This is a genomic window from Streptomyces sp. SAS_272, from assembly GCF_052543235.1.
In genome coordinates, this window is the sequence record NZ_JBMNDR010000018.1 from 13,969 (window position 1) to 37,149 (window position 23,181).

Below are 23,181 nucleotides of genomic sequence, written 5' to 3' on the forward strand. Positions count from 1 at the left end.
GGGGCACGCGATTTCGCGACGCGAGGACAACGGCGGTCCGCGGCTCGCGGCTCCGCGCCCGGCGGCAACAGCTGGGGCTAGGGCAACGACGACGGCAATCGTCGTCCCCGACAGGACCCGCCCGTCAGCCTCCGAGGCGACCGCGCACCCTCCGGAAGAGACCGCCCGCCACCCCCCCAAGAAGACCGCGCACCCTCCGGAAGAGACCATCCGTCACCCCCCGGAGGAGACCGCCCGTCTCTGGGGAGCGATGCCCGCGGGCACGGCACGCGCGCGTGCCGGGGTGCCGGTCCAGCAGGTGCCCCGGCGGGAGAGCAGCCGGCGGAGCCAGATCTCCAGGGAGATCAGGTCGGCGAGGCCGTCCAGGGGAAGGGGCTCGCCCGCAGCCGCGGCGCGCAGGGCCCTGCGGACGACTCTCGCCTCGATCAGCCCCGCTTCCGCGAGCAGCGGGGCCTCGAAGAGGCTGAGGAGAGGGTCGATGGCCATGCGCAGGCCCGCCCGGGCGGCGGCGGACGCGGAGGCCTGCGAGGGGGCGCCCCAGCCGGGAGGCAGGTCGGTGACGCCCGCGCCCTTCAGGACGGTGCGCAGGATCGCGGCGCGCGCCCCGGGTTGCACGCGCAGGGTCTCGGGGAGCGCCCGGCAGGCGCGGACGACCTGGTTGTCGAGGAACGGCGCGTGCAGTCGCTGGGAGCGGATCTCCGCGGCCTGTTCCAGGACCCGCAGGTCCATGGCGTGCCGGGTGAGGGCCGCACGCGCGCGGTATTCGCCCGGGCGCTGGCCGGGTCCGCCGCCGGTGCGGTGCGCGGCACTCTGCAGGCGAACCGATACTTCAGCGAGCGCCTCGCCTGTCAGCCAGCGTGCGGCAGGGCCTGCTCCGCCCCACGTCAGGGCGGCCAGGGACGCCCCCAGGGCGCCTCCGGAGCCGTCGGCGCCGAACCTGCGGTGCAGAAGCCGTTCGGCGAGACCCTCCACGCCCGCGCGGTACGGCGTGCGGGCCAGCCGCCGGGCCGCGCCGTACACGCGCGCGGGGACGAGCACGGAGCCGTCGGCCTTGGTGAGCGCTGCCACGGGCCGCACGAGGTGCCGGCGTTTGCGGTCCATCAACAGGTCGGCCAGGCGGGCCGGGTGGGCGTCCAGGACCTGGCGGGCGCCGTAGCCCGTGAAGTGGTCCGCGCTGCCCGCCGCGAGCCGTGCGCGGTGCCGGGCGACCATGACCAGGCTGGGGCCCGGTTCGTCGGTCAGCGGACCGTCCATGTCGGCGTACGGCAGGGTCTCCTCGGCGCCCGCCGCCACGACGTGGTGCAGGCGGGGGCCGGCCGCGAGGGCGCCGGCCCGCTGCAGTTCGTCCTCGCCTCCGCCGACGGCCAGGTCGTTGAAGGTGACGGCCAGCAGCCGCTCGCCCGCGCCCGTGCCGTGGCCGAGCAGCGTGCCCGGCATGCCGGGCAGACCCGCCGCGAGGAGTGCCAGCGTGCCGGAGGCCGGTCCGCCGGAGAGGTCGGCGCCGATGCCGGGCATCGGCATCCCGCGCGCGGCACGCCGTTCGGCGGGGCCCATGCCGGGCACCGGGCCGGGGTCGATGTCGGGAACGTGCCGGGGCGCGGAAAGACGCGCGCGCACCGCTTCGACGAGGGCGTCGCGCACGGCGTCGACCGCGCTGTCGGGATCGGCCGGCGGCGCCGCCACGGCGAGGGAGGCCACCGGTTCGTATCCGGCGATCTCGCGCGCCCCGGCGCGCAGGATCAGCGCGTGCCCCGGGGGCACGCGTCGCACGCCGTCGTACGGAGTGGAGTCGTGCAGGGCCGCCGGCACGTCGGGAGCGGCGAGCAGGGCAGCCAGGTGGCCGAAGTCGAGGTTGGCCTCGACGAGATCGGCCAGCGGCAGCGCGGCCGTGGCGTACGCGGTGCCGCCCTCCCAGGGGGTGTGGAACACCGGGCGCGCGCCCGCCAGATCCCCGCAGACGGTGAGCCTGCGGCCGACCCGCACGACCGCCGTGTAGCTGCCCGGCCAGGCCGTCAGATGCCGAAGTGCCCCTCCGCGCGCGGCGGACAGCCCGATGCGCAGCTGCTCGTCGGTCGCACCGCACGTGCCGAGCACCGCGATCCGGTTCTGCGCGTCGGCCGACACCACCCGCACTTCGTCGGGGCGCCAGTCGCCGACCGCCCACAGCGGATCGGGGTCGCCCCACAGGAGATGGGAGCCCACCGGCTGCAACGTCTCGCCCTCGTAGCCGACTTGGGCCCCGTACGCCGCCGCGTCGGCGTCGTGCCGGCCGTCATAGCCGACGGACCCGCCCGACGCGCCCGCGGCGGTGCTGCTCCATCCCACCAACCACCGCATCGACGCCTCCACAGGCTGTGGACAACCGAGTGCACCGTAAGAACGGTTCACATGCTGCCACGAAGAACGCGCCGCGGACGGGGGCGACGCCGCTCGCGATCCGTGGAATGCGCCAGTGTGAAGACGTCGGCGCCGATGGGTGCGGTGATGTGCACCCTGGTGTCTGCGACGTGAATGCGCCCCCGGTACGCTCCCCCAGGACGCCGCGCGCGCCCTCGATTTCCGTGGTGAGAGGCGTTGTCCCGCACGGAACGCGGGGGCGATTTTCGGCCAAATACCGCGGGCGTGCCCGGCGTTGGAGGCCCTCGGCGCAGGCTCCCACAACGCTCCGTGCACGCGCGTGCCCTTGCAAACCCGCGCCGGCCCGGGAGACGGAAGGCGCCTCCCGGACCGCTCCGCCGCCCGCGGGGATGAAGGCGGCGGTGTCCCCCAGCCCACTGGATCCAGTACAGCGGGCCGACCCACGCACGACCCATGGAACCGCTCGCCCCATGGCCGGAGAAGAGCGCACGGCCGGGCGCACGGCCACACGGGCGGGAGCACGCCGCGACGGTCCGTACCTGCCCCCGCACTTCCGTACGGACCACAATCCCGCCAACCGGAAGAATGCCCCTTAACGCTTGGGATGCGGCGAACTACGCTGGGTTTACGAATGCCGCATGGTTATGCCAGCGCGGCAGCCGTCTGTGTCGAGGGGTGGCGCAATGTCCAGGGAGCAACGCGGGCCGAACGAAAAACTCGGCGCCGTTCTCGCCCTCGCGGGAATCAGCAACGCAGGACTCGCGCGACGCGTCAACGACCTTGGCGCCCAACGCGGGTTGACTCTTCGCTACGACAAGACGTCCGTGGCGCGCTGGGTGTCGAAGGGCATGGTGCCGCAGGGCGCCGCACCGCACCTCATCGCGGCCGCCATAGGGCAGAAGCTCGGCCGTCCGGTGCCGCTCCACGAGATCGGCCTGGCGGACGCGGATCCCGCTCCCGAGGTGGGCCTCGCCTTCCCCAGGGACGTCGGCCAGGCCGTGCGCTCGGCCACCGACCTCTACCGCCTCGATCTCGCGGGCCGCCGGGCCGGCTCGGGAGGCATCTGGCAGTCGCTGGCCGGATCGTTCGCAGTAAGCGCGTACGCAACGCCCGCCTCACGATGGCTGATAACCCCGGCCGACAGTTCGGTCGCCCGCGACGTACACCTGCTGGAAGGGTCCGGCGCACCGCTCAAAGTCGGCCACAGCGATGTGCAGAAGCTGCGGGAGGCCGCCGAGGACGCCAGACGCTGGGACTCCAAGTACGGCGGCGGCGACTGGCGTTCGTCGATGGTCCCGGAGTGCCTGCGGGTGGAGGCGGCGCCGCTGCTGCTCGGCTCGTACTCCGACGAGGTCGGCCGGGCGCTGTTCGGCGCGAGCGCCGAACTGACGCGGCTGGCGGGGTGGATGGCCTTCGACACCGGCCAGCAGGAGGCCGCGCAGCGGTACTACATCCAGGCGCTGCGGCTGGCCCGCGCGGCGGCCGACGTACCCCTCGGGGGTTACGTCCTGGCCTCCATGTCCCTCCAGGCTACGTACCGCGGTTTCGGCGACGAGGGCGTCGACCTCGCGCAGGCGGCTCTGGAGCGCAATCGGGGGCTGGCCACGGCTCGCACCATGAGCTTCTTCCGGCTGGTGGAGGCACGCGCCCACGCACGCGCGGGGGACGCGCATGCCGCGGGCGCGGCGCTGAAGGCGTCCGAGGGCTGGCTGGAGCGCTCCCGTGACGGCGACCACGATCCGTCCTGGCTGGGCTTCTACTCGTACGACCGGTTCGCCGCCGACGCCGCCGAGTGCTACCGCGACCTGAAGGCTCCGCGTCAGGTACGCAGATTCACCGAGCAGGCGCTGTCGCAGCCGACGGAGGAGTTCGTGCGCTCGCACGGGCTGCGGCTCGTCGTCTCGGCGGTCGCGGAACTGGAGTCGGGCAACCTGGACGCGGCCTGCGAGCAGGGCGTGCGCGCGGTGGAGGTGGCCGGCCGCATCTCGTCCGCCCGGACCACGGAGTACGTGAAGGACCTGCTGCACCGGCTGGAGCCCTATGGGGACGAGCCGCGGGTGGTGGAGCTGCGGGAGAGGGCGCGGCCGTTACTCATGACCCCCGCGTGAGCGTTCCGCGCGGAGCGGGGGTCCCTGATCGGCCGCATCCGGCCGTCGCTCCGGTTCTCACCGCTTTCCGCCCCTTTGCGGAGGCTGACGCTTCGGGGCCGGCCGCGCGGGTCACCACTCCGTGGAGGAGTGCCGTCCCGCGTCGGGTTTGAAGAGATTGTCAGTGGCGCAGTGCACTATCGAAGCCGGGAGGTGGTGCACGTGCCGAAGATCGCTTACGACTGTGACGTGCTCGTGGTGGGCGGCGGCATCGTGGGGCTGGCCACGGCGTATGCGATCACGCGGGCCGCGCCGGGCACACGGGTCACGGTGCTGGAGAAGGAGCCCGGGGTGGCCCGCCACCAGACCGGCCGCAACAGCGGGGTCATCCACAGCGGGATCTACTACCGGCCGGGCACCCTGAAGGCGCGGTACGCGGTGCGCGGCGCCGCCGAGATGACGAAGTTCTGCGCGGAGTACGGCATCGCCCACGCCGTCACCGGCAAGCTGATCGTCGCCACGGAGCGGTCCGAGCTGCCCCGGCTGCACGGGCTCGTCCAGCGCGGCCGGGAGAACGGTATTACCGTGCGGGAACTGGGCGCCGCCCAGATCGCGGAGTACGAGCCCGAGGTGCAGGGTCTCGCCGCCATACACGTGCGGACGACGGGCGTCTGCGACTACACGGCCGTCGCCCAGCAGCTGGGTGAGGCGTCCGGGGCGGAGATCCGGTACGGCGCGCGCGTGGTGCGGATCGACCGGCGGCCGGAGCGCGGAGTCGCCGTGCTCACCGCCCGGGGCGACGTCGTACGGGCCCGGGTGCTGGTGAACTGCGCAGGGCTTTACTGCGACGAGATCGCCCGGCTGACCGGCGACGAGCCGGAGGTGCGGATCGTCCCGTTCCGGGGCGAGTACTACGAGCTGGCGCGGCCGGAGCTGGTGCGCGGGCTGGTCTACCCGGTGCCCGATCCCGCCTTCCCGTTCCTCGGCGTGCATCTGACCAGGGGCATCGACGGAGGTGTGCACGTCGGCCCCAATGCGGTGCCGGCGCTGGCCCGGGAGGGATACGGCTGGGGCGTCGTGAATCCCCGGGAGGCCGTGGCGACGGCGGCGTGGCCCGGCGTGTGGCGGATGGGCCGCCGGCACTGGCGGTACGGCCTGGGCGAGCTGCGGCGGTCGGTCTCGAAGGGCGCCTTCGTGGACGCCGTGCGCAGAATGCTTCCCGCGGTGGAGGAGACCGACCTGGTGCCGACGGCGGCCGGCGTCCGCGCGCAGGCGGTCCTGCGCGACGGCGGCCTGGTGGACGACTTCCTGATCCGGGAGGGCCCCCGGACGGTCCACGTGCTGAACGCGCCCTCACCGGCGGCGACGGCTTCCCTGCCGATCGGCCGCGAGGTGGCCCGCAGAGCCTTGAGCGCACTGGCCGACGCGTGAGGCGGCCGCACGTCGTGCGGAACGCGGCCACCCGACCGGTCCGGAGGGACGGCACCGGCCCCGGAGGGACCAGACGCGGAGGGACCGGACAGAGAGGGACCGGACGCGGGGGGACCGGACAGAGAGGGACCGGACGCGGGGGGACCGGACAGGGAAGGACCGGACAGGGAAGGACGGCACCGGTCCCCGAGTGACGGGGCACGGAGGGACCGGACACGGACCGGGAGGGACCGGGCCGGGGAGCACGTGGGCTCCGTGCGTTCGCGCAGGCCCCGTAAAATCGACCCCACTGTGTCTGATTCCGTGAGTGTTCCCGATGTCCCCCCGTCCTCTCCGCGTGGTGAGCACCACCCGGGGGAGCCCGTTCGGCATACCCGCGCCAAGGGGGAGCCGCGGTTCCCCGACGGGCCGCGGGCCGATCCCGCCGGTTCTCACTTCGAGCGGCGGATCCGCAGCTTCCAGCCCCGGCGCAGCCGGGTGACGGCCGGGCAGGCGGACGCGCTGCAGCGGCTGTGGGCGAAGTGGGGGCTGGACATCGACGGCCGTCCGGTGGACCTCGCCGAGCTGTTCGGCGCGGGAGACCGCCCCGTCGTGGTGGAGATCGGTTTCGGCATGGGCGAGGCGACCGCGCAGATGGCCGCCGCCGACCCCGGCACCGACATCCTCGCGGTGGATGTGCACACGCCCGGCCAGGGCAACCTGCTCAGCCTCGCCGACCGCAACGCGCTGACCAACGTCCGGGTCGCCAACGGCGACGCGATCATTTTGCTGCGCGAGATGCTGCCGCCGGACTCGCTCGACGGGCTGCGCGTCTACTTCCCCGACCCCTGGCCCAAGAAGCGCCACCACAAGCGGCGGCTGATCCAGCCCGAGTTCCTCGACCTTGCGGCGACACGGCTGAAGCCGGGCGCGCTCGTGCACTGCGCGACCGACTGGGAGCCGTACGCGGAGCAGATGCTCGAGGTGCTGACCGCGCACCCCGACTTCGAGAACACCCGGGCCGACGGCGGGTTCGCGCCGCGCCCCGACTTCCGGCCGCTGACCCGTTTCGAGGGCCAGGGGCTGGACAAGGGTCACGTGGTGAACGATCTGCTCTTCCGGCGCGTACAGGATCGCGTCCAGCCCGGGGATCACTGACCGAACAATTCCCTCCACCACAGTCCCCTCCCTCGTTAGGGTCGATGCCGTGGCCATCAGTTCCCCGTTTCCGCCCAGTCCACCGCAGCCGCCGCATCCCGGCGGCGGGCCCGAGGGCGGTGTGCTCCGGCACGCTCACTGGTGGCAGCACAGGTGGGTCCGGTACGGCGCACTGATCACCCTGCTCGCCCTGTCCGGGCTGGTCATCCTCGCCCTGGTCCGCGAACAGACCGGCACCGAGGGTCTCCTCGTGGGGCTGGGGCTCGCCGTGCTGCCCGTGCCGCTGCTCGTCGCCGCCTTCCGGTGGCTCGACCGGGTCGAGCCCGGCCCGTGGCGGAACCTGCTCTTCGCCTTCGCCTGGGGCGCGTGCGCGGCGGCGCTGATAGCCATCATCGCCAACAGTTTCGCGACCAGATGGATAGCCACCGCGACCGCGGACCCGTCCGGCGCCGACACCCTCGGCGCGACCGTCATAGCGCCGGTCGTCGAGGAGTCCGCCAAGGCCGCGGCCGTCCTGCTCGTCTTCCTCTTCCGCCGGCGGGACTTCACCGGCATCGTCGACGGCGTGGTGATAGCCGGGATCACCGCCACCGGCTTCGCCTTCACCGAGAACATCCTCTACCTCGGCACCGCCTTCGGAACCGACCAGCTCACGGGCGACAGCGGCATCGCCTCCGTCACCGCCGCGACCTTCTTCGTGCGCGTCGTCATGTCGCCGTTCGCGCACCCCCTGTTCACCGTCCTGACCGGCATCGGCTTCGGCTTCGCCGCGCTCTCCGGGGAGCGTCAGCACACGCGGCGTGTGCTCCTTCCGCTGTGCGGGCTGCTCCTCGCGATGGGCATGCACGCCCTGTGGAACGGCTCCTCGTCCTTCGGCGAGCTCGGGTTCCTCGCGGTGTACGCGGCGATCATGGTGCCCGCGTTCGGACTGCTGACCTGGCTGGTGGTGTGGACACGCCAGCGCGAGCTGCGCACGGTGCGCGAGGAACTGCCCGCCTACGCGGCCGCCGGCTGGCTCACCCCGGCCGAGCCGTTCGCACTCGGCTCGATGCGGGCCCGGCGGCTGGCCCGGGTGTACGCCGGGCGTCACCTCGGCAGGCCGGCGGCTCGCGCGGTGGCCCAGTACGAGGCGTACGCGACATCCCTCGCGTTCCTGCGTCACCGCGGCCGGCAGGGGCGGGCCGGGGCCGATTTCCTGGTCCGCGAACGGGAGTTGCTGAACGAGCTGTGGCGGCGGAAGGACGTCGCCCGCCCCGCCCTGGACCACGCGGCCCGCATGACGGCCCCTCCGGTACGGATGCCCCCGCCGCCCTGGCCGGCGTACGGGGCCTACGGGTACGGCCAGGGCCAGGGCCTGGGCCCGGGGTACGGCCCACCGGGGCAGGCGTACGGCCCGACGCAGGGATACGGGCAGGGCGGCCCGGCGTACGGGCCGGGCCCGGCGTACGGGCAAGGCCCGGCGTACGGGCAAGGCCCGGCGTACAGCCAGAGCCCGGCGTACGGCGGCCGGCCGCACTCCCCCGGAAACGACCACAGGAACGGCCACACGCCCGGGTACGGATACGGGCACGGTCAAGAGCCCGGATACGGGTACGGCTACGGATATCCACCGGGCCCCCACCCCGCGGCCAACCCTCACCAGTAGAGCCGCCCAGCGTCACGCACCAGCGGCCGGCCACCTCACGCTGATCGGACAGCCCGGGCACGCCGAACCCGTCACGAATCAGAACGACAGGCCGGACGCGCCGAACCCGTCTGGAGTCAGCACGACAGGCCGGACGCGCCGATCAGTTCATGCCGACGCCTGGGTCAGGCGGGTGACCTCCGCCTCCGTCAGTTCCAGGTCCGCCACCGCCAGCAGCGCCGGGAGCTGCTCGACCGTGCGGGCGGAGGCGATCGGCGCGGCCACCGTCGGCTGCGCGGCGAGCCACGCCAGGGCGACCGTGGCCACCTGGGCGTCGTGGGCGCCGGCGATCTCGTCCAGCACGGCGAGGACGCTGCGGCCCCGAGCCGTGTCGAGGTGCTTGGCGGCGCTGCCCGCGCGGGCGCTCTCGACCGTGGTGCCGGGCCGGTACTTGCCGGTGAGGAAGCCGGAGGCCAGCGCGAAGTACGGGACGGCGGCGAGGCCGAAGCGGGCGGCGAGATCCTGGAGGCCGCCCTCGTAGGTGTCGCGCGAGACCAGGTTGTAGTGGGGCTGGAGGGCGACGTACCGGGCGAGTCCCTCGCGGTCGGAGAACTCCAGGGACTCCCGGAGGCGTTCGGGCGAGATGTTGGAGGCGGCGATGTGCCGCACCTTGCCCGCCTTCACCAGCTCGTCGAGCGCGCCGACGATCTCTTCGACGGGCACCTCGGTCTTGTCGAAGTGCGTGTAGTAGAGGTCGATGTGGTCGGTGCCGAGGCGGCGCAGGGAGGCGTCGGCGGCGGCCTTGATGTTGTCGGCGGACAGACCGGGGAAGTCGGGGTGCTGGCTGACCTTGGTGGCGATCACGACGTCGTCGCGGTTGCCGCGGGCCTTCAGCCACTTGCCGATGACGGTCTCGGACTCACCGCCGCTGTTGCCCTCGACCCACGCGGAGTAGGAGTCGGCGGTGTCGACGAAGTTGCCGCCCGCGGCCGTGTAGGCGTCGAGGACGGCGAAGGAGGCCGCCTCGTCCGCGGTCCAGCCGAAGACGTTGCCGCCGAGGGCGAGCGGGAAGACCTTGAGGTCGGAGGAGCCGATGGTGCGTAGGGAAGTCATGCTTCGTCTCAACGGACGCGGCAGGCACGCCATTCCTCGCGTGACACGAAGAACAGATGAACAAGCGGCAGCCCTGACGTCGGGGGTGGCCGTCAGGGCTGCCGTTGCTCGATGGTCCTCAGAGCTCCTCGAGAGACGACTCAGGCCTCCTCGAGGCACGGCTCAGGGGTTGAGGCCCTTGCTGCGCAGCCAGGCCGCCGGGTCGATGCCCTCGGCGTTGCCGTTCGCGTGGACCTCGAGGTGCAGGTGCGCCCCGGTGACGTTCCCGGTGGCGCCCACGCGGCCGATCACGTCACCGGTGGCGACCTTCTGGCCGACGCTGACGCTGATCGACGACTGGTGGCAGAACCAGAGTTCGGTGCCGTCGTCCAGGGTCAGGATGGTGCGGTAGCCGTAGGCGCCGGCCCAGCCCGCCTCGGTGACGGTGCCGCTGTGGACGGCCTTGATGAGCGTGCCGGTGGGCGCGGCGAAGTCGAGTCCGGTGTGGTAGCCGGAGGACCACAGGGAGCCGGCCTGGCCGAACGTCGAGGTGATGGTGTACGAGGAGGTCGGCAGCGTGTACTGCTTGGCCAGCTCGGCCAGGCGCGCGGCCTCGACCTTGGCGGCGGCCTCCTCGGCGGCCTTCTTCTTCGCGGCGGCGGCCTTGGCCTCCGCCTCCTTCTCGGCCTTGACGACGGCGTCGGCCTTCGCCTTGGCGGCCGCGGCGGCGGCCTTGACCTCGACCTGGGTCTTCTGCGACTCGGCCTGGGCCATGATGCGGCTGCGCAGGGCCTCGCCGGCGTCGGCGACGCTCTGGTCGGCGTCGGCGTCGGCGTCGGCGTCGGCATCGACGGCGGCCTCGGAGCCGAAGCTCGCCAGAGCGGACGCGGCTTCCGGGGCGGGCTTGTCGTCGGAGATCAGCGAGCCCACGCCCGGCAGGTCCGGCATGGAGATGGAGACCGGGGCCTTGCCGGTGTTGGCGCTGGCCATCCCGCCCGCGCTCACGGCGGCTATGACGCCGACGCCGAGGACGGTGGAGCTGCGGGCGAATCCGCCGCCGCGCTGCTTGGCGACGCGGTGCTTGCCGCGTACCGGGCGAATGGACTCCGCGGTGGGGTTCCACTCCTCCCAGGGGCCCTCGTCGGTGCGGTAGCCGCCGTAGCCGAAGGTGTCGGTGGGGGACTGGACCGGCGCGTACGGGGCCTCGGGGGCCGGCGGGTTGGACGCCACGCGGGCGCACTCCTTTCCTTCCGTCGCCTACCGGGTTAGCTGACGGGTTCGGAGTCGGAAGGTCTCCTACGCGCGTATACCGGCCGTGGACTCTGCGAGTTCACGGAGGCTTCCGCGTGATTCACCCCAAGGTGGTGGTTCCCCGGTTCCCTTGCGGGATTCGGCGCGTGCGCACGGAGCCGACTCTGGTGTCGGCTGGGACGGCCGCGCTGCGTTATCGAACGTTAATAGACCCGGGGGTGCGTTTCCAAGCCGTTCTGCTTGATCAACAACATTTCTGGCCTGGACTTTCTGGCCAGCAGCGGTGAAAAACGGGCGAGTTGACCCTCGTTCAGGATGCCCCACCCGTCACACGCGTAGACACGGCGACTCGGGGCCGGCGCACAGGGCGGCCGCGCGCGCACGCAGCGTCACAAAAGCGCGAGGACGCGAGGGAAGTGAGGAAGCGGGGGCGAGGACGCGCCACGGGGCGAACGCACCGAGGGCCGGAACCCTTTCGGATTCCGGCCCTCGGCCTTCAGTAGCGGGGACAGGATTTGAACCTGCGACCTCTGGGTTATGAGCCCAGCGAGCTACCGAGCTGCTCCACCCCGCGTCGTTGTGACTCCAGTGTACGTCATCCGGGGGACGCCCAGAACCAGGCTTTGTCGCGCCCCCGCCGCGACTCCCGCCCGGGCTCCCGGCCCGGGCTCCCGCCGCGGCCTCACACCAGGTGCCGGTTCGGGGCCTTCGCCCGCTCCTCGTACTCCGGCAGCACGAGGACGTCGACGCCCGCGGCGGCCAGCAGGCCGGTCCCGTCCGCCGCCGTCACGAAGGTGTCCGGCTCGCGCCACGCCGTGACCACCCTGCGCACGCCGGCGTCCAGGATGAGGCGGGCGCACGGGGCGGGGCGGGAGGAGCGGCGGGCGCAGGGCTCGAGGCTGCTGTAGACGGTGGCGGCGGCCAGCCGGGGGTCGGCTGGGCCGAGCTTCGCGAGCGCCGCCTCCTCGGCGTGCACGACCGGGTCGCCGCCCTCGCGGGAGTGCCCGCGGGCCAGCTCCGTCCCGTCGGCGGCCACGATCACCGCGCCGACGCTGAACGCCGTGTCCGAGGGCGGGCACTGGGCGGCCAGCTCGCAGGCGAGGGCCAGCCAGTGCCGGTCGGCAGCGGCGGCGAGCGGTCCGGCGCCCGGGGCGGTGGGCTCGTAGCGGTGCAGGACGACGTCCTCGATGCGCCGTGTCTCCACCAGCCGCAGCCGTCCGCCCTGGTAGGCGCCCGGCCCGAAGAGGCGGGGCGCGTCCGGGTCGCCCACGAACAGCGGGGCGAGGACGAGCTGGAGTTCGTCGGCGAGGCCCTGCTGGAGCAGCTGGGTGTGGACGGTTCCGCCGCCCTCGACCATGAGACGCCGGACGCCGAGCTCGTCGTGGAGGTGGGTGAGAAGGCGGCGCCAGTCCAGTTCGGGGCCGAGCGGGACGACGTGTGCGGCGATGCCGAGCGCGCGGGCCCGTTCGGCGCCCTTCTCGGTCGTGTACACGACCTTCTCGCCGCCCGTGTGCCAGAAGTTCGCCGCCGGGTCGAGGTCGCCGGAGCCGCTGACGGTGACCTTGAGCGGGTAGGCCGGCCGGCCGACGGCGACCCGGGCGGCGCGGCGCTCGGGGGAGTTCACCAGGAGCCGGGGGTTGTCGGCGCGGATGGTGCCGGCGCCGATGAGGATGGCGTCCACGGAAGCCCGTACCGCGTCGACGCGGTCGAAGTCGGCGGGGCTGGAGAGCAGCAGGCGTTCGGGCGTGGTGTCGTCCAGGAAGCCGTCGAGGGAGACGGCGGCGGACAGCAGGACGTACGGGTACGGCATCGACGTGCTCCCGGGCTCGGTCCGACGGCGGTCTTGGTGCGGGACGTCTTGGTTCAAGTTTGAAACAACCTACACTGGGTGCATGACGACTCGCTGGCTCACCCCCGAGGAGCAGCGCGCCTGGCGCGCCTACGTTGCCGGCTACCTCCTGCTGGAGGACGCGATCGACCGGCAGCTCCAGCAGGAGGCCGGCATGCCCCACCTGTACTACTCCATCCTCGCCAACCTCTCGGAGATCCCGGAGCGACGACTGCGGATGACCGAGCTCGCGGAGCAGCTGAAGATCACCCGTAGCAGGCTGACCTATGCGGTGTCCCGGCTGGAGAAGGACGGGCTGGTGCGGCGCGAGGACTGCCGCTGGGACAAGCGCGGCACCGTCGCGGTCCTGACGGACGAGGGCATGGCGATCCTGCAGAACCTCGCACCCGGCCATGTCGAGACGGTCCGCGCCGGCCTGTTCGACCGGCTCACCCCCGAGCAGGTGGGCCAGCTCGAGGAGATCTTCACGCAGGTCGTCCGGGGTTTCCAGGAGGACGCGGGCGGCGAGGCCGGACCCGAGGAGCTCCCGTGGCGGCGGCGTTCGTCGCCCTGCTCCGGAACGCCGGGGACCCCGGGGGCCTCCGGGGTCTCGTGAGCCGCACCACAAACCAGTTGCTTCAAATTTAAAGCATGGGGTAGGGTCTCGTTTCGTCGGAGTTGCTTCAAATCTGAAGCAACACCCGGCCCAGTGTCACCCTGTCAACGCCCTCCGGACCCGGGAGCCCCTCATGCCCGACACCCCCGCCGCCACCCAGCGCGCCCGCGTCCGGGTACCGCTCCGCTTCCACGACGGCTACTCCGTCGACGCCGAACTGGTCACCTTCCACGGCCTCGTCGACGGCCAGGAGCACGTCGCCGTCGTCCTCGGCGAGCCGGCCCCGGGCTCGGTCCCGCTGGTCCGGCTGCACTCCGAGTGCCTGACCGGCGACGCCTTCGGCTCCGCCCGCTGCGACTGCGGCCCCCAGCTGCGCGAGGCGGTCGAGCGGATAGCGGCGACGGGCGGCGCCCTGCTCTACCTCCGCCAGGAGGGCCGCGGCATCGGCCTCTACAACAAGCTCGACGCGTACGCCCTCCAGGACCAGGGCCTCGACACCTACGAGGCGAACGCCGCGCTCGGCCTGCCCGAGGACGACCGTGACTACACGTCGGCCGCCCAGATGCTGCGCGCCCTCGGCATCACGAGTCTGGACCTGCTGTCCAACAACCCCGACAAGGCAGAGCAGTTGCGCGATCTGGGCATCGACGTCCACGACCGCGTGCCGACCGGCGTCTTCACCACCCCGCACAACGTCCGCTACCTGCGCGCGAAGGTCCTGCAGACCCAGCACACGCTGCCGCTGGCCTCCCTCACCGGCCTCAGCGCGGTCTGACGCCTTCGGCCTCCGGTACGGGCAGGCGCATGCCCCGGGACTCCGCGACGCGCAGGGCGTCTCTCAGGCACTCGGCGAGCCGGAGACCGGCGTAACGCACCTCGGTGTACGGCGACGCGGGGTCGTCCAGCAGCGGGCGGGCGAGGCCGAGCACATCCTCGGCCGTGGCGAGCTGCTGGGCCTCCAGCTCGTCGGCGAGACGGGAGAGGCGGCTGCCCTGGTCGTCGGTCACCAGGTAGCAGGGTTTCCCTTCGGGGGACGGCCAGGGCAGCAGCCGGGGGGACGAGGAGAAGGCCGGCTTCGTCACGCGGCCGCCTCCTGCGCGCCGATCAGGTGCCCGTCCAGGTCGATCCCGAAGTCTGCGGCCAGGACGAGGGCGAGGCGACGACGCTGCCGGAGCGCGGCTTCCCGGTCGTGCGCGGCGAGATAGGGGCGCACGAGCACGGAGTCGGCGCCGTCGAGAGAGCCGACGAGACCGTACGGGGAACGGTGCAGGGGGAGGCGCGGAGCCACGGGGGCGGGGTCATGCCGTACGGCGGTGAAGTGCAGGCAGAGCCTGGCCCGCTGACGATGCGTGCGACGCCGTTTCCCGGTGCCGGGCGCGAGAAGAAGACGCATCCATTCGAGGGTGCGACGGATAAGGTCGTGCATGTCGACGCTCCTTTGCGGCGTTGGCCACGCCCCGGGAGGTCTAGCCACCTCGCCGGGGTCTTTCCGTTTTCGAAGCTACACCGGTCTATAGCCCTCTACATACAAGTAGAGAGGGATCCACACGATCGTGCACATCATTACCGCTCTACGTTGGACAAATGAGCGATACAGAAGAGTCGGACGCCACCCTGGACCCGATGAGCGCGCGGCCTCTCTACGTGCAGCTGGCCGACGTCATCGCCAAGAAGATCGCCGCTGGGGAGCTGGCTCCGGACAGACCGATCCCCTCGGAGAACCACCTCGCCGACGAGTACGGCGTGGCGCGGCTCACTGCACGGAGGGCCGCACAGGAACTCCGCGAGCGCGGACTGATCGTCACGGTGCGCGGCAAGGGATCCTTCGTCGTCGAACAGCCGCCCGGCGACGCACCCCAGGAGAGCGACCCGGACGCCTGACGAACGAAGCGGCGCCCGGGCCTGCCCCCGCGCACTCAGTCGGCCGTCACTGAAGTCGAGCCCGGAGAAGACGGGCCGTCCGGTCTGCCTGGTCGGCCGTCACCCACTCCGCCTCGGGCCGCCGGAGCAGCTCGAAGACGCCGGGCCCACGATGCTCCGGCGGCAGATCCGTCATGCGCGGAACGATGTGGAAGTGCACGTGCGCGAAGCCCTCGGCTTCGGCGAATTGGACGACGTAGGTCTTGGCGCAACCCGTCAGGCTGCGGAGCGCCCGGGAGAGCTTGACCTGCCACGTCCCCAGGGTGGACGCCTCGGCGTCGGTGAGGTCGTGGACTGCGGCGACGTGGCGTCGGGGAAGCAGCACCAGCCAGCCGGGGACCGCCGTGTTGAAGGAGTGGGCCACCCGCCAGTGCTGGTCGTGCACGACGCACTCGCGTGGCGGAAGGTCGTCGAACTGCTCTTCCTTGCTGCAGGTGAAGCAGTCGGGAGTCGTCATGAACCGAGATCGTAGAACAGCGGCGCCCGGGTCGGCCGAAGCCGATCCGGGCGCCGCTCGGCAGGTCAGAGGGGGTGACCCCTCCCCCGCACCGGTAGGCCCTGTGGGACTCGAACCCACAACCAATGGATTAAAAGTCCACTGCTCTGCCAATTGAGCTAAGGGCCCCGGTGATGTTGCCTCCCCGAGCATAGCGGGACGCGGCCGGGTCTCCGATCGGGTATCGGGGACACGGCCGCGTCGAAGGACGGGAACCGACCGGGATCGGTCACGGGTTGGGCGGTTTGCCGGGTGTGCTCGCCCGTGCCGCCTCTCTGGCGAGGGTCTTCTCGTGCTCGGGGTTGAGGAACCAGTCGCGCGCCGAGAGCTGCCACCACCCGCCCGCGAAGCCCAGGACCGCGAGGACGGCGATCGGGGCGTAGTTGAACGTCTCCCAGGTGACCGGGGAGAGCTGGGGCAGCATGAACAGGACGGTGATGACGGCCACCCACGCGACCGCCACCACGCCGATCGCCTTCGACCAGCGGCCCAGGTGCCACGGCCCCCGCGCGAAGGCGTCGCCCTTGCGGATGCGCAGCAGCGTCGGGATGACGTACGCGATGTAGAGGCCGATGACGGCGATGGAGGTCACGGCCGCGTACGCGGTCACGTTGATCAGGTAGGGCAGGCCCAGCACCAGCGCGCCGCCGGCCGCCAGCCAGACCGCCGCGACGGGCGTGCGGGTGCGCGGGCTGACCGTGTGCCAGATGTGCGAGAAGGGCAGCGCCCCGTCGCGCGAGAAGGCGTAGATCATGCGGCTGTTGGCGGTCACCGACGCCATCCCGCAGAACAGCTGGGCGCCGATGACGACGAGCAGCAGCAGCTTGCCGGCGGTCGCGCCGAGCGCGTCCAGCAGGATCTGGGCGGGCGGCGCGCCGGTCGGCGAGGCGAGGGCGGCGTCGTAGGACTGGATGGCGTAAGTGAAGCCGAGCAGCAGGACGAAGCCGGCGATCCACGAGGTCCAGATGGACTGCACGATGCCCTTGGGTCCGGCCGTCGACGCGTCGTGCGTCTCCTCCGTCATGTGGGCGGAGGCGTCGTAGCCGGTGAAGGTGTACTGGGCCATCAGCAGGCCGAGCAGGACGACGTACACCCCGCTGCCCCAGCCCGTGTTGTTGACGAACTCGCCGAACACGAAGGACGTCGACTGGTGCTTGTCGGGGACGAAGGCCAGCGCGCCCACGATGACGCCCACGCCGAGCACGTGCCACCACACGCTCACGCTGTTGAGGAGGGCGACGATGCGGACCCCGAAGGTGTTCAGCAGGCCGTGCAGCAGCAGGATGCCGGCGAAGAGCAGGACCGTCCGGCCGGGCGTCACCTCGAAGTCGAACTGGAGGTTCAGGTACGCGCCGAGGAAGGACGCGGCCCCGAAGTCGATGCCGGCGGTCACCGCGACCTGCCCGAGCACGTTGAACCAGCCCGTGAACCAGGCCCAGGCCGCGGCCGAGCGCGGGGGCGCCAGCCGGTGCGCCCAGAAGTACAGGCCGGCCGACGTCGGGTACGCCGAGCAGATCTCGGCCATCGACAGGCCCACGAACAGCGTCATGAGGCCGACGACCACCCAGCCCCAGGTGATCACCGCCGGGCCGCCGGTGTTCATGCCGAACAGGTACAGCGTCAGGCAGCCCGACAGGACCGAGATGATCGTGAAGGAGACCGCGTAATTGGAGAACGCCGACATGCGGCGGGCGAGAACCTGGGTGTAGCCGAGCTGGGCAAGCCGCTCTTCGTCCGAGAGGTTCCCGGGAGAGCTGCCGCCCACTGCGCCGTCATCTGTCATGCCCCCAGCAATTCCCACGCCGGGGGCGTGACACACGTCACGACTTGGCCAGAAAATGCCCTTGCAGACCTGCCGTGCCGGCGCCGATCTTCACGCGGGTGGTGCAGGAGCCCCGGCCGTCGCCGGGAATCCGGTACAGCCCGCCGGCCGTGTCCCGCGCGACCAGGTGGCGTGGTGGGTGCAGGCGGCCGAACCTCGCTCTCGCGACATGCGAAAACGCCGTGGCCCCCACCGGTCGGTCGGTGGGGGCCACGGCGTTCACGCGGGTGCGCCGGCGTCAGCGGGTGCGTCAGCCGTTGCGCTTCCAGCGGGGCTTGTCGTCGCGACGGCCGGCGCCGGGCGCGGTGCCGCGGTGGTCGTCACGACGGCCGTACGGACGCTCGTGGCCACCGGAGCGGAAGCCCGGACGGTCGCCCTGACGGTCCCGGTTGAACGGACGGTCGCTGCCACGGTGGGTGGAGGGGCGCTCGTCACGACGGTCACGGTTGAAGCCGCCGGACTGACGGTCGTCGCGGCCGAAGCCACCGGAGGGGCGCTCGTCACGACGGTCACGGTTGAAGCCGCCCGAGGGACGGTCGTCACGGCGGAAGCCACCGGAGGGGCGCTCGTCACGACGGTCGTCACGGCGGAAACCGCCCGAGGGACGGTCGTCACGGCGCTCGAAGGAACGGCCGCCACGGTCGTCACGGTTGAAGCCGCCACGGTCGCCGCGGTTGTTGTCACGGTCACGGTCGCGGTTGAAGCCACCGCGGTCGTCACGACGCTCGAAGGAACGGCCGCCGCGGTCGTCGCGACGGTCGTCACGGCGCTCGAAGGAACGGCCGCCACGGTCGTCACGGTTGAAGCCACCGCGGTCGCCGCGGTTGAAACCGCCACGGTCGTGGTCGCGACGCTCGAAGGAACGGCCGCCACGGTCGTCGCGACGGTCGTCACGGCGCTCGTAGTTGCCCCGCTCGTCACGGCGCTGCCGCGGCTCGTACGCGGGACGCTCCGCGGGCTGCTCGGCGACCGCGGCCACCGCGGCCTCGGCCGGCGCCTCCACCACGGCGTCCTGCTCGACGACCGCCTCGGCGGCCGCGACGACGGCCGCCTCCGGGTCCTCGCCACGCTCACGCGCCACGCGGGCCACCAGACGGTCGGCCTCCTCGCGCAGCTCGGCAGCCCGGCGCTGCGCACGCTCCAGCTCCCTGGTGAGCTCGGAGACCTCACGCTCGGCCTGCTGCGCCGCGTTGCCCGCGGACTCGGCCTGGACCTCCGTCATCGAGCGGGCGCCGGTGATCTCGGCGACCGCCGGGTCGAAGGCGGCGCCGCCCTGGATGATGTGACGCCCGGCGTCGACGCCCGCGTCCTCCATCAGGCGGAAGATCTGACGGCGCTGGTGCGGCAGCGAGAGCGAGACGACCGTGCCGGTGCGGCCGGCGCGCGCCGTGCGGCCGGCGCGGTGCAGGTAGTCCTTGTGGTCGCCGGCCGGGTCCACGTTCAGGACCAGGTCGATGCCGTCCACGTGGATGCCGCGGGCGGCGACGTCGGTCGCGACGAGCGCGTTGACGTAACCGTCCTTGAAGTCGGCCAGCGTGCGGGTGCGCGCGCCCTGGGTCATGCCGCCGTGCAGCGCGTCCGCCTTCACACCGGCGTCGCGCAGCTGCTCGGCGATACGGTCGGCGCCCAGCTGGGTGCGGACGAAGATGATGGTGCGGCCCTTGCGGGAGGCGATCGCGGAGGTGACCGGCGCCTTGTCCTTGGGCTTCACGATCAGGATGTGGTGCGACATGGTCGTGACGTTGCCCTGGGCGCTGTCGACCTCGTGCGTGACCGGGTTGCTCAGGTAGCGCTTGACCAGCGTGGAGATCTCGTTCTCCATCGTGGCGGAGAACAGCATCCGCTGGCCGCCGCCGGGGATCTGGTCGAGCAGCTCGGTGACCTCGGGCAGGAAGCCCAGGTCGGACATCTGGTCGGCCTCGTCGAGGACGGCGATCTGCACGTTCTCGAGGGAGCAGGCGCCGCGGTTGATGATGTCCCGCAGCCGGCCCGGGGTGGCGACGAGGACGTCGACGCCGCGCTCCAGGGCGTAGATCTGGTTGCTCATCGACGTACCGCCGCAGACGACCTTCATCTTCAGGCCGAGGACGTCGCCGTAGGGCTGCAGCGCGTCCGCGACCTGCATCGCCAGCTCACGCGTCGGCGTGAGGATGACGGCGCGCGGCTTGCGCTTCTCGGTGTGCCCGCCGGCCAGCGTGGCCAGGGTCGGCAGACCGAAGGAGAGGGTCTTGCCGGAGCCGGTGCGGCCACGGCCGAGGATGTCCTTGCCGGCCAGGGCGTCCGGGATGGTCGCGGCCTGGATCGGGAAGGGGCTGGTCACGCCGTTCTGCGCGAGCTTGCGCACGACGCCCTCGGGGAGACCGAGGTCGGCGAAGGTGAGTTCGGGGGTCTCGACGGAGGCCTCGGCGGCCTCGGTGACCTCGATCGCCGCTTCGTCGATCGTCGCGCCGTCGTTCTCGGGCATGACGGCGTGATCAGTACTGGAAATGGACATGCGAATGCGAAACCTTCCGGAGTCTCTTCGGCACGCGCCCGTCAACTCCGTGTTCGCATTGCAAGGACCGCCTCTATGCGGTCAGCCACGGCAAGGGAGAGTACGCGCCACACGGCGCGCTCTGCAGTGGCGCCGGGCAAATGGGATCAAACGATCTACTACCATACGCACCCCGGCCGCGGAAGGCAAACCGAGGCCATCGTCGCAGCTCAGCCGCCCGGCCTAGCGGGATCGCGGTCCGCGGGGCTCCCGCCCGACGAGCTCCGCGCACCCCCGCCGGAGAGGGCGAACCGTTCCGGTCACGCCCTAGACCGGCGCACCGGCCTGCGGCGCCGGCTCCCGGTCGAGCAGCTGGGGCGCCGTCCCTCCGCCGTCCTCGTGCGCCGACGCCGAGGGCTCGGCGACCGTCGGCTCCGGCGTGGGGGACGGCGGCTCCGGCGTCGGCACGGGCGGCACCGGGTCCGGCGACCGGGTGGGGGCGGGCGGCTGGGCCCCGCTCTGCGTCGGCGCTCCCGGCCCGGCGGTCCGTCCGGGCCGGACCGCCCCGGGCGACGCCGCGGCGCTCCCGCCCGCCGACGGCGAGGCTCCCGCGGACGCCGAAGCGCTCGCCCGCCCCCCGGCGCCCTTCCCATGCCCGTGCCTGCCGTCGCCGCCCGCCGCGCCCACGCCGAACCCGCCGCCCGCGCCCCGCGAGTCGCCGCCTCCCGCCTCACCGCCCTGCCGGCCGGCCGAGTGCGAGGGCTTCGCCCGGCCGCCGTCGTCGTCTCCCACGCTCATACAGCCGGCGGCCGCGGCGACGGCCATGACCGTCACAGCCAGACGGACGGGAAGGTACAAGGGGCGCACAGGGCCACCTCCGGGGCAGGCGTAAGGAGTCACGGTGCCCAACTCCCGCCGCCCGCAAGAGGACACGCCCGGGTCGCGCGCCCCTGCGCCGGACGGCTCAGCCGTACCCGAGGGCGTGCAGCCGGGCGTCGTCGATGCCGAAGTGGTGGGCGATCTCGTGCACCACCGTCACCTCGGTCTCCGCGACCACCTCCGCCCGGGACTCGCACATCCGCAGGGTCGGCCCGCGGTAGATCGTGATCCGGTCCGGCAGGACCCCGGCGTACCACTCGCCGCGATCGGTCAGCGGGGTCCCCTCGTACAGCCCGAGCAGCTCGGGATCGTCCGCCGGCGGTTCGTCCTCGACGAACACCGCGACGTTGTCCATCAGCCGCGTCAGTTCCGGCGGAATCCGGTCCAGCGCCTCGGCCACCAGTTCCTCGAACTCCTCGCGCGTCATCTCCAGCACAGGCCCATTGTCGGGCACACCGCCTCCGGGGGGAGCGTGCGAACGGCCCGCATATCCGCGCCTGGACCGGGGCATACGCCACCAATGGTCCGTGTCCGCCTCCCCACCGCAGCCCTGCGACGCCTCAAGCCCGCCCGGCGCCGGAACACCGTCCCCGAACTCGCCGCTCCCCCACGGCCCTGGCTGCGCGCCTTCGGCCTCACCGCCGTCGTCATCGCCGGCGCCTGGCTCGGGCTGCTGGTCGTCGGGAACGTCCGCGTCCCCGTCGGCCCCATGGACACCACGATGACCCTGCGCCCCTCCTTCACCGGCGGGACGAAGATCAACATCTCCCCGCTGGGCGCGCTCAGCCTGGACAGTCACCTGGCGCCGGTCCGCCTCGACGTGAACGTCGACCAGCTCGACCCCGCCCGCTCCCAGGCCCTGGTCGACCACCCCGAACGCCTCTCCGGTCTCCAGGACGAGGTCGCCCGCGACGTCGAGCACGGCACCCTGGACCTCGCGGTCCGCTCCTGCGTCGCCGTGGTCTCCGGCGCCACCGCGCTCGGCCTCGCGGTCTACCGCCGGCCGCGCCGCGCCCTCGCCGCCGGCGGCCTGGCGCTCGCCCTGCTGGCCGCCTCGGGCGCCACCGCCTACGCCACCTGGAACCCCAAGTCGGTGCTGGAGCCCCGGTTCTCCGGCCTGCTGTCCTCCGCGCCGTCGCTCGTCGGCAACGCGCGCAGCATCGTCACCGAGTTCGACGTCTACCAGCAGGAACTCGCCCGCCTGGTCACCAACGTCACCAAGCTCTACGACGTGACCTCCACGCTGCCCGCCTACTCGCCGGACCCGACCACCGTGCGCGTCCTGCACGTCTCCGACATCCACCTCAACCCCGCGAGCTGGAAGATCATCTCGTCGCTGGTGGAGCAGTACAAGGTCGACGTCATCGTGGACTCCGGCGACACCATGGACCACGGCAGCGCGGCCGAGAACGGCTTCCTGGACCCCATCGCCACGCTGGGCGCACCGTACGTGTGGGTCAGGGGCAACCACGACTCCCTCGTCACCCAGCGCTATCTGCAGGGCATGAAGAACGTGCACGTCCTCGACGGCGGCCGCGCGGTCACCGTCGCCGGTCTGCGATTCGCCGGCATCGGCGACCCGCAGTTCACGCCCGACCGCTCCACCGCGCCGGGCGCCGCCGAGTCGCAGGAGACGGCGGGCGCGCGACTGGCCGAGGCCCTGCGCGCGCAGCGGGCGGCCGGCGCCCCGGCCGACGTGGCCGTGGTCCACGAACCCTCCGCCGCCCGCGGCACCGACGGCGAAGTGCCCCTCGTCCTGTCCGGCCACCTCCACCACGAGGAGACGGAGGTCATGAAGAAGGGCACCCGGCTGCGCGTCGAGGGGTCGACCGGCGGCAGCGGTCTGCGCGCCGTGGAGGGCAAGTACCCCGACCCGATCGAGGCGTCGATCCTCTACTTCGACCGCGGCACCCGCCGCCTCCAGGCCTGGGACGAGATCAAGCTCGGCGGTCTGGGCCTGACGACGGCCGAGGTCAGCCGCCACCTCCCGAAGGAGAACCAGCCGGGCGCCGCTCCGTCCTCCGGCCCGTCCGGCCCGTCCCCCGGCTCGCCCTCCAGCCCCTCCCCGAGCCCGTCCGCCGTCCCCTCGGGGACCGCCTCCCGGAAGGCCCCGTAAACCGTTTTGGCGATACCCCCCGGCATCCCATATGCTCATGACGTCCCCGAC

The 23,181-nt window shown here is 72.5% G+C and carries 19 protein-coding genes, 2 tRNA genes and 1 riboswitch; of the genes, 8 read left to right on the forward strand and 13 right to left on the reverse strand.

All coding sequences use genetic code 11. The annotated features are described in order from the left end of the window. Positions 1 to 213: 213 nt before the first annotated feature. Positions 214 to 2,337 (reverse strand): asparagine synthase-related protein, encoded by a 2,124-nt coding sequence (locus ACN6LD_RS13450; RefSeq protein ID WP_319192644.1) that lies wholly within the window; start codon positions 2,335 to 2,337, stop codon positions 214 to 216. Between the two features lie 704 nt (positions 2,338 to 3,041). Here ACN6LD_RS13450 and ACN6LD_RS13455 point away from each other — a divergent pair. The 4 genes from ACN6LD_RS13455 to ACN6LD_RS13470 all read left to right on the forward strand — a co-directional run bounded on the left by ACN6LD_RS13455 (position 3,042) and on the right by ACN6LD_RS13470 (position 8,658). Then, positions 3,042 to 4,466 (forward strand): MFS transporter, encoded by a 1,425-nt coding sequence (locus tag ACN6LD_RS13455; protein ID WP_107443239.1) that lies wholly within the window; start codon positions 3,042 to 3,044, stop codon positions 4,464 to 4,466. A 192-nt stretch (positions 4,467 to 4,658) separates the two neighbouring features. Then, positions 4,659 to 5,876, forward strand: coding sequence for an L-2-hydroxyglutarate oxidase (lhgO, locus tag ACN6LD_RS13460; protein ID WP_445043308.1), 1,218 nt, complete (start codon positions 4,659 to 4,661; stop codon positions 5,874 to 5,876). A 291-nt stretch (positions 5,877 to 6,167) separates the two neighbouring features. Further along, positions 6,168 to 7,013, forward strand: coding sequence for a tRNA (guanosine(46)-N7)-methyltransferase TrmB (gene trmB / locus ACN6LD_RS13465; RefSeq protein WP_415924916.1), 846 nt, complete (start codon positions 6,168 to 6,170; stop codon positions 7,011 to 7,013). 49 nt (positions 7,014 to 7,062) lie between these two features. After that, entirely contained in the window at positions 7,063 to 8,658 is a 1,596-nt protein-coding gene (locus ACN6LD_RS13470) for a PrsW family intramembrane metalloprotease (RefSeq protein WP_445043276.1), read from the forward strand. A 147-nt stretch (positions 8,659 to 8,805) separates the two neighbouring features. Here ACN6LD_RS13470 and ACN6LD_RS13475 read toward each other — a convergent pair whose 3' ends face one another. From ACN6LD_RS13475 to ACN6LD_RS13490, 4 genes are all read right to left on the reverse strand, one after another. Continuing rightward, positions 8,806 to 9,750, reverse strand: a complete 945-nt coding sequence (locus ACN6LD_RS13475) for an aldo/keto reductase (RefSeq protein ID WP_445043277.1) — start codon at positions 9,748 to 9,750, stop codon at positions 8,806 to 8,808. A gap of 162 nt (positions 9,751 to 9,912) precedes the next feature. Next, on the reverse strand, positions 9,913 to 10,959 hold the full coding sequence (locus tag ACN6LD_RS13480; protein ID WP_445043278.1) for a M23 family metallopeptidase: 1,047 nt from the start codon (positions 10,957 to 10,959) through the stop codon (positions 9,913 to 9,915). Positions 10,960 to 10,968: 9 nt separating this feature from the next. Continuing rightward, a riboswitch (cyclic di-AMP (ydaO/yuaA leader) is annotated at positions 10,969 to 11,135 on the reverse strand. Between the two features lie 345 nt (positions 11,136 to 11,480). After that, positions 11,481 to 11,554 (reverse strand) — tRNA-Met (locus tag ACN6LD_RS13485). A gap of 108 nt (positions 11,555 to 11,662) precedes the next feature. After that, positions 11,663 to 12,790, reverse strand: coding sequence for a dihydrofolate reductase family protein (locus ACN6LD_RS13490; RefSeq protein ID WP_319192650.1), 1,128 nt, complete (start codon positions 12,788 to 12,790; stop codon positions 11,663 to 11,665). Positions 12,791 to 12,872: 82 nt separating this feature from the next. Here ACN6LD_RS13490 and ACN6LD_RS13495 point away from each other — a divergent pair, with 82 nt between their 5' ends. Next, positions 12,873 to 13,424 carry a MarR family winged helix-turn-helix transcriptional regulator gene (locus ACN6LD_RS13495; RefSeq protein ID WP_319192652.1) on the forward strand — a complete coding sequence of 184 codons (552 nt, stop codon included), beginning with the start codon at positions 12,873 to 12,875 and terminating at the stop codon, positions 13,422 to 13,424. Positions 13,425 to 13,557: 133 nt separating this feature from the next. Further along, entirely contained in the window at positions 13,558 to 14,199 is a 642-nt protein-coding gene (locus ACN6LD_RS13500; protein WP_445043279.1) for a GTP cyclohydrolase II, read from the forward strand. On the opposite strand, the gene ACN6LD_RS13505 is transcribed toward ACN6LD_RS13500, so the two are convergent. Both ACN6LD_RS13505 and ACN6LD_RS13510 read right to left on the reverse strand, forming a co-directional pair. Next, complete coding sequence (locus tag ACN6LD_RS13505; protein ID WP_319192657.1) at positions 14,186 to 14,506, reverse strand: hypothetical protein; 321 nt, start codon at positions 14,504 to 14,506, stop codon at positions 14,186 to 14,188. The two genes, ACN6LD_RS13500 and ACN6LD_RS13505, sit on opposite strands and share 14 nt — an antisense overlap. Continuing rightward, on the reverse strand, positions 14,503 to 14,850 hold the full coding sequence (locus ACN6LD_RS13510) for a hypothetical protein (protein ID WP_319192658.1): 348 nt from the start codon (positions 14,848 to 14,850) through the stop codon (positions 14,503 to 14,505). Before ACN6LD_RS13510 ends, ACN6LD_RS13505 begins: the two co-directional genes overlap by 4 nt. A 158-nt stretch (positions 14,851 to 15,008) precedes the next feature. Between ACN6LD_RS13510 and ACN6LD_RS13515 the strand changes: the two genes are divergently transcribed. Continuing rightward, positions 15,009 to 15,305, forward strand: a complete 297-nt coding sequence (locus ACN6LD_RS13515) for a GntR family transcriptional regulator (protein WP_445043280.1) — start codon at positions 15,009 to 15,011, stop codon at positions 15,303 to 15,305. A 46-nt stretch (positions 15,306 to 15,351) separates the two neighbouring features. Here the strand turns inward: ACN6LD_RS13515 and ACN6LD_RS13520 are convergent, their stop codons facing one another. From ACN6LD_RS13520 to ACN6LD_RS13545, 6 genes are all read right to left on the reverse strand, one after another. Further along, entirely contained in the window at positions 15,352 to 15,801 is a 450-nt protein-coding gene (locus ACN6LD_RS13520) for an HIT family protein (protein WP_319192661.1), read from the reverse strand. A 95-nt stretch (positions 15,802 to 15,896) separates the two neighbouring features. Next, positions 15,897 to 15,969 (reverse strand) — tRNA-Lys (locus ACN6LD_RS13525). A gap of 100 nt (positions 15,970 to 16,069) precedes the next feature. After that, a complete protein-coding gene (locus ACN6LD_RS13530; protein WP_319192662.1) occupies positions 16,070 to 17,623 on the reverse strand; it encodes an amino acid permease in 1,554 nt (517 codons plus the stop codon). A gap of 289 nt (positions 17,624 to 17,912) precedes the next feature. Further along, the gene (locus tag ACN6LD_RS13535) at positions 17,913 to 20,156 is read right to left on the reverse strand and encodes a DEAD/DEAH box helicase (protein ID WP_319192665.1); all 2,244 of its coding nucleotides are present in this window, start codon (positions 20,154 to 20,156) and stop codon (positions 17,913 to 17,915) included. A 306-nt stretch (positions 20,157 to 20,462) separates the two neighbouring features. Further along, positions 20,463 to 21,002: a hypothetical protein gene (locus ACN6LD_RS13540; protein ID WP_445043281.1), complete on the reverse strand. Its 540-nt coding sequence runs from the start codon at positions 21,000 to 21,002 to the stop codon at positions 20,463 to 20,465. Positions 21,003 to 21,099: 97 nt separating this feature from the next. Further along, entirely contained in the window at positions 21,100 to 21,450 is a 351-nt protein-coding gene (locus ACN6LD_RS13545) for a metallopeptidase family protein (protein WP_057576326.1), read from the reverse strand. Positions 21,451 to 21,534: 84 nt separating this feature from the next. Here ACN6LD_RS13545 and ACN6LD_RS13550 point away from each other — a divergent pair, with 84 nt between their 5' ends. Next, entirely contained in the window at positions 21,535 to 23,130 is a 1,596-nt protein-coding gene (locus ACN6LD_RS13550) for a metallophosphoesterase family protein (protein WP_445043282.1), read from the forward strand. The last annotated feature ends 51 nt before the right edge of the window (positions 23,131 to 23,181 follow it).

What these genes read in the sequence shown, in the direction of transcription:
- ACN6LD_RS13450 (WP_319192644.1), bottom strand. Translation starts at nt 2,337, where the DNA reads ATGCGGTGGTTGGTGGGATGGAGCAGCACCGCCGCGGGCGCGTCGGGC.
- ACN6LD_RS13455 (WP_107443239.1), top strand. Translation starts at nt 3,042, where the DNA reads ATGTCCAGGGAGCAACGCGGGCCGAACGAAAAACTCGGCGCCGTTCTC.
- ACN6LD_RS13475 (WP_445043277.1), bottom strand. Translation starts at nt 9,750, where the DNA reads ATGACTTCCCTACGCACCATCGGCTCCTCCGACCTCAAGGTCTTCCCG.
- ACN6LD_RS13490 (WP_319192650.1), bottom strand. Translation starts at nt 12,790, where the DNA reads ATGCCGTACCCGTACGTCCTGCTGTCCGCCGCCGTCTCCCTCGACGGC.
- ACN6LD_RS13495 (WP_319192652.1), top strand. Translation starts at nt 12,873, where the DNA reads ATGACGACTCGCTGGCTCACCCCCGAGGAGCAGCGCGCCTGGCGCGCC.
- ACN6LD_RS13500 (WP_445043279.1), top strand. Translation starts at nt 13,558, where the DNA reads ATGCCCGACACCCCCGCCGCCACCCAGCGCGCCCGCGTCCGGGTACCG.
- ACN6LD_RS13510 (WP_319192658.1), bottom strand. Translation starts at nt 14,850, where the DNA reads ATGCACGACCTTATCCGTCGCACCCTCGAATGGATGCGTCTTCTTCTC.
- ACN6LD_RS13515 (WP_445043280.1), top strand. Translation starts at nt 15,009, where the DNA reads ATGAGCGATACAGAAGAGTCGGACGCCACCCTGGACCCGATGAGCGCG.
- ACN6LD_RS13520 (WP_319192661.1), bottom strand. Translation starts at nt 15,801, where the DNA reads ATGACGACTCCCGACTGCTTCACCTGCAGCAAGGAAGAGCAGTTCGAC.
- ACN6LD_RS13530 (WP_319192662.1), bottom strand. Translation starts at nt 17,623, where the DNA reads ATGACAGATGACGGCGCAGTGGGCGGCAGCTCTCCCGGGAACCTCTCG.
- ACN6LD_RS13535 (WP_319192665.1), bottom strand. Translation starts at nt 20,156, where the DNA reads ATGTCCATTTCCAGTACTGATCACGCCGTCATGCCCGAGAACGACGGC.
- ACN6LD_RS13550 (WP_445043282.1), top strand. Translation starts at nt 21,535, where the DNA reads ATGGTCCGTGTCCGCCTCCCCACCGCAGCCCTGCGACGCCTCAAGCCC.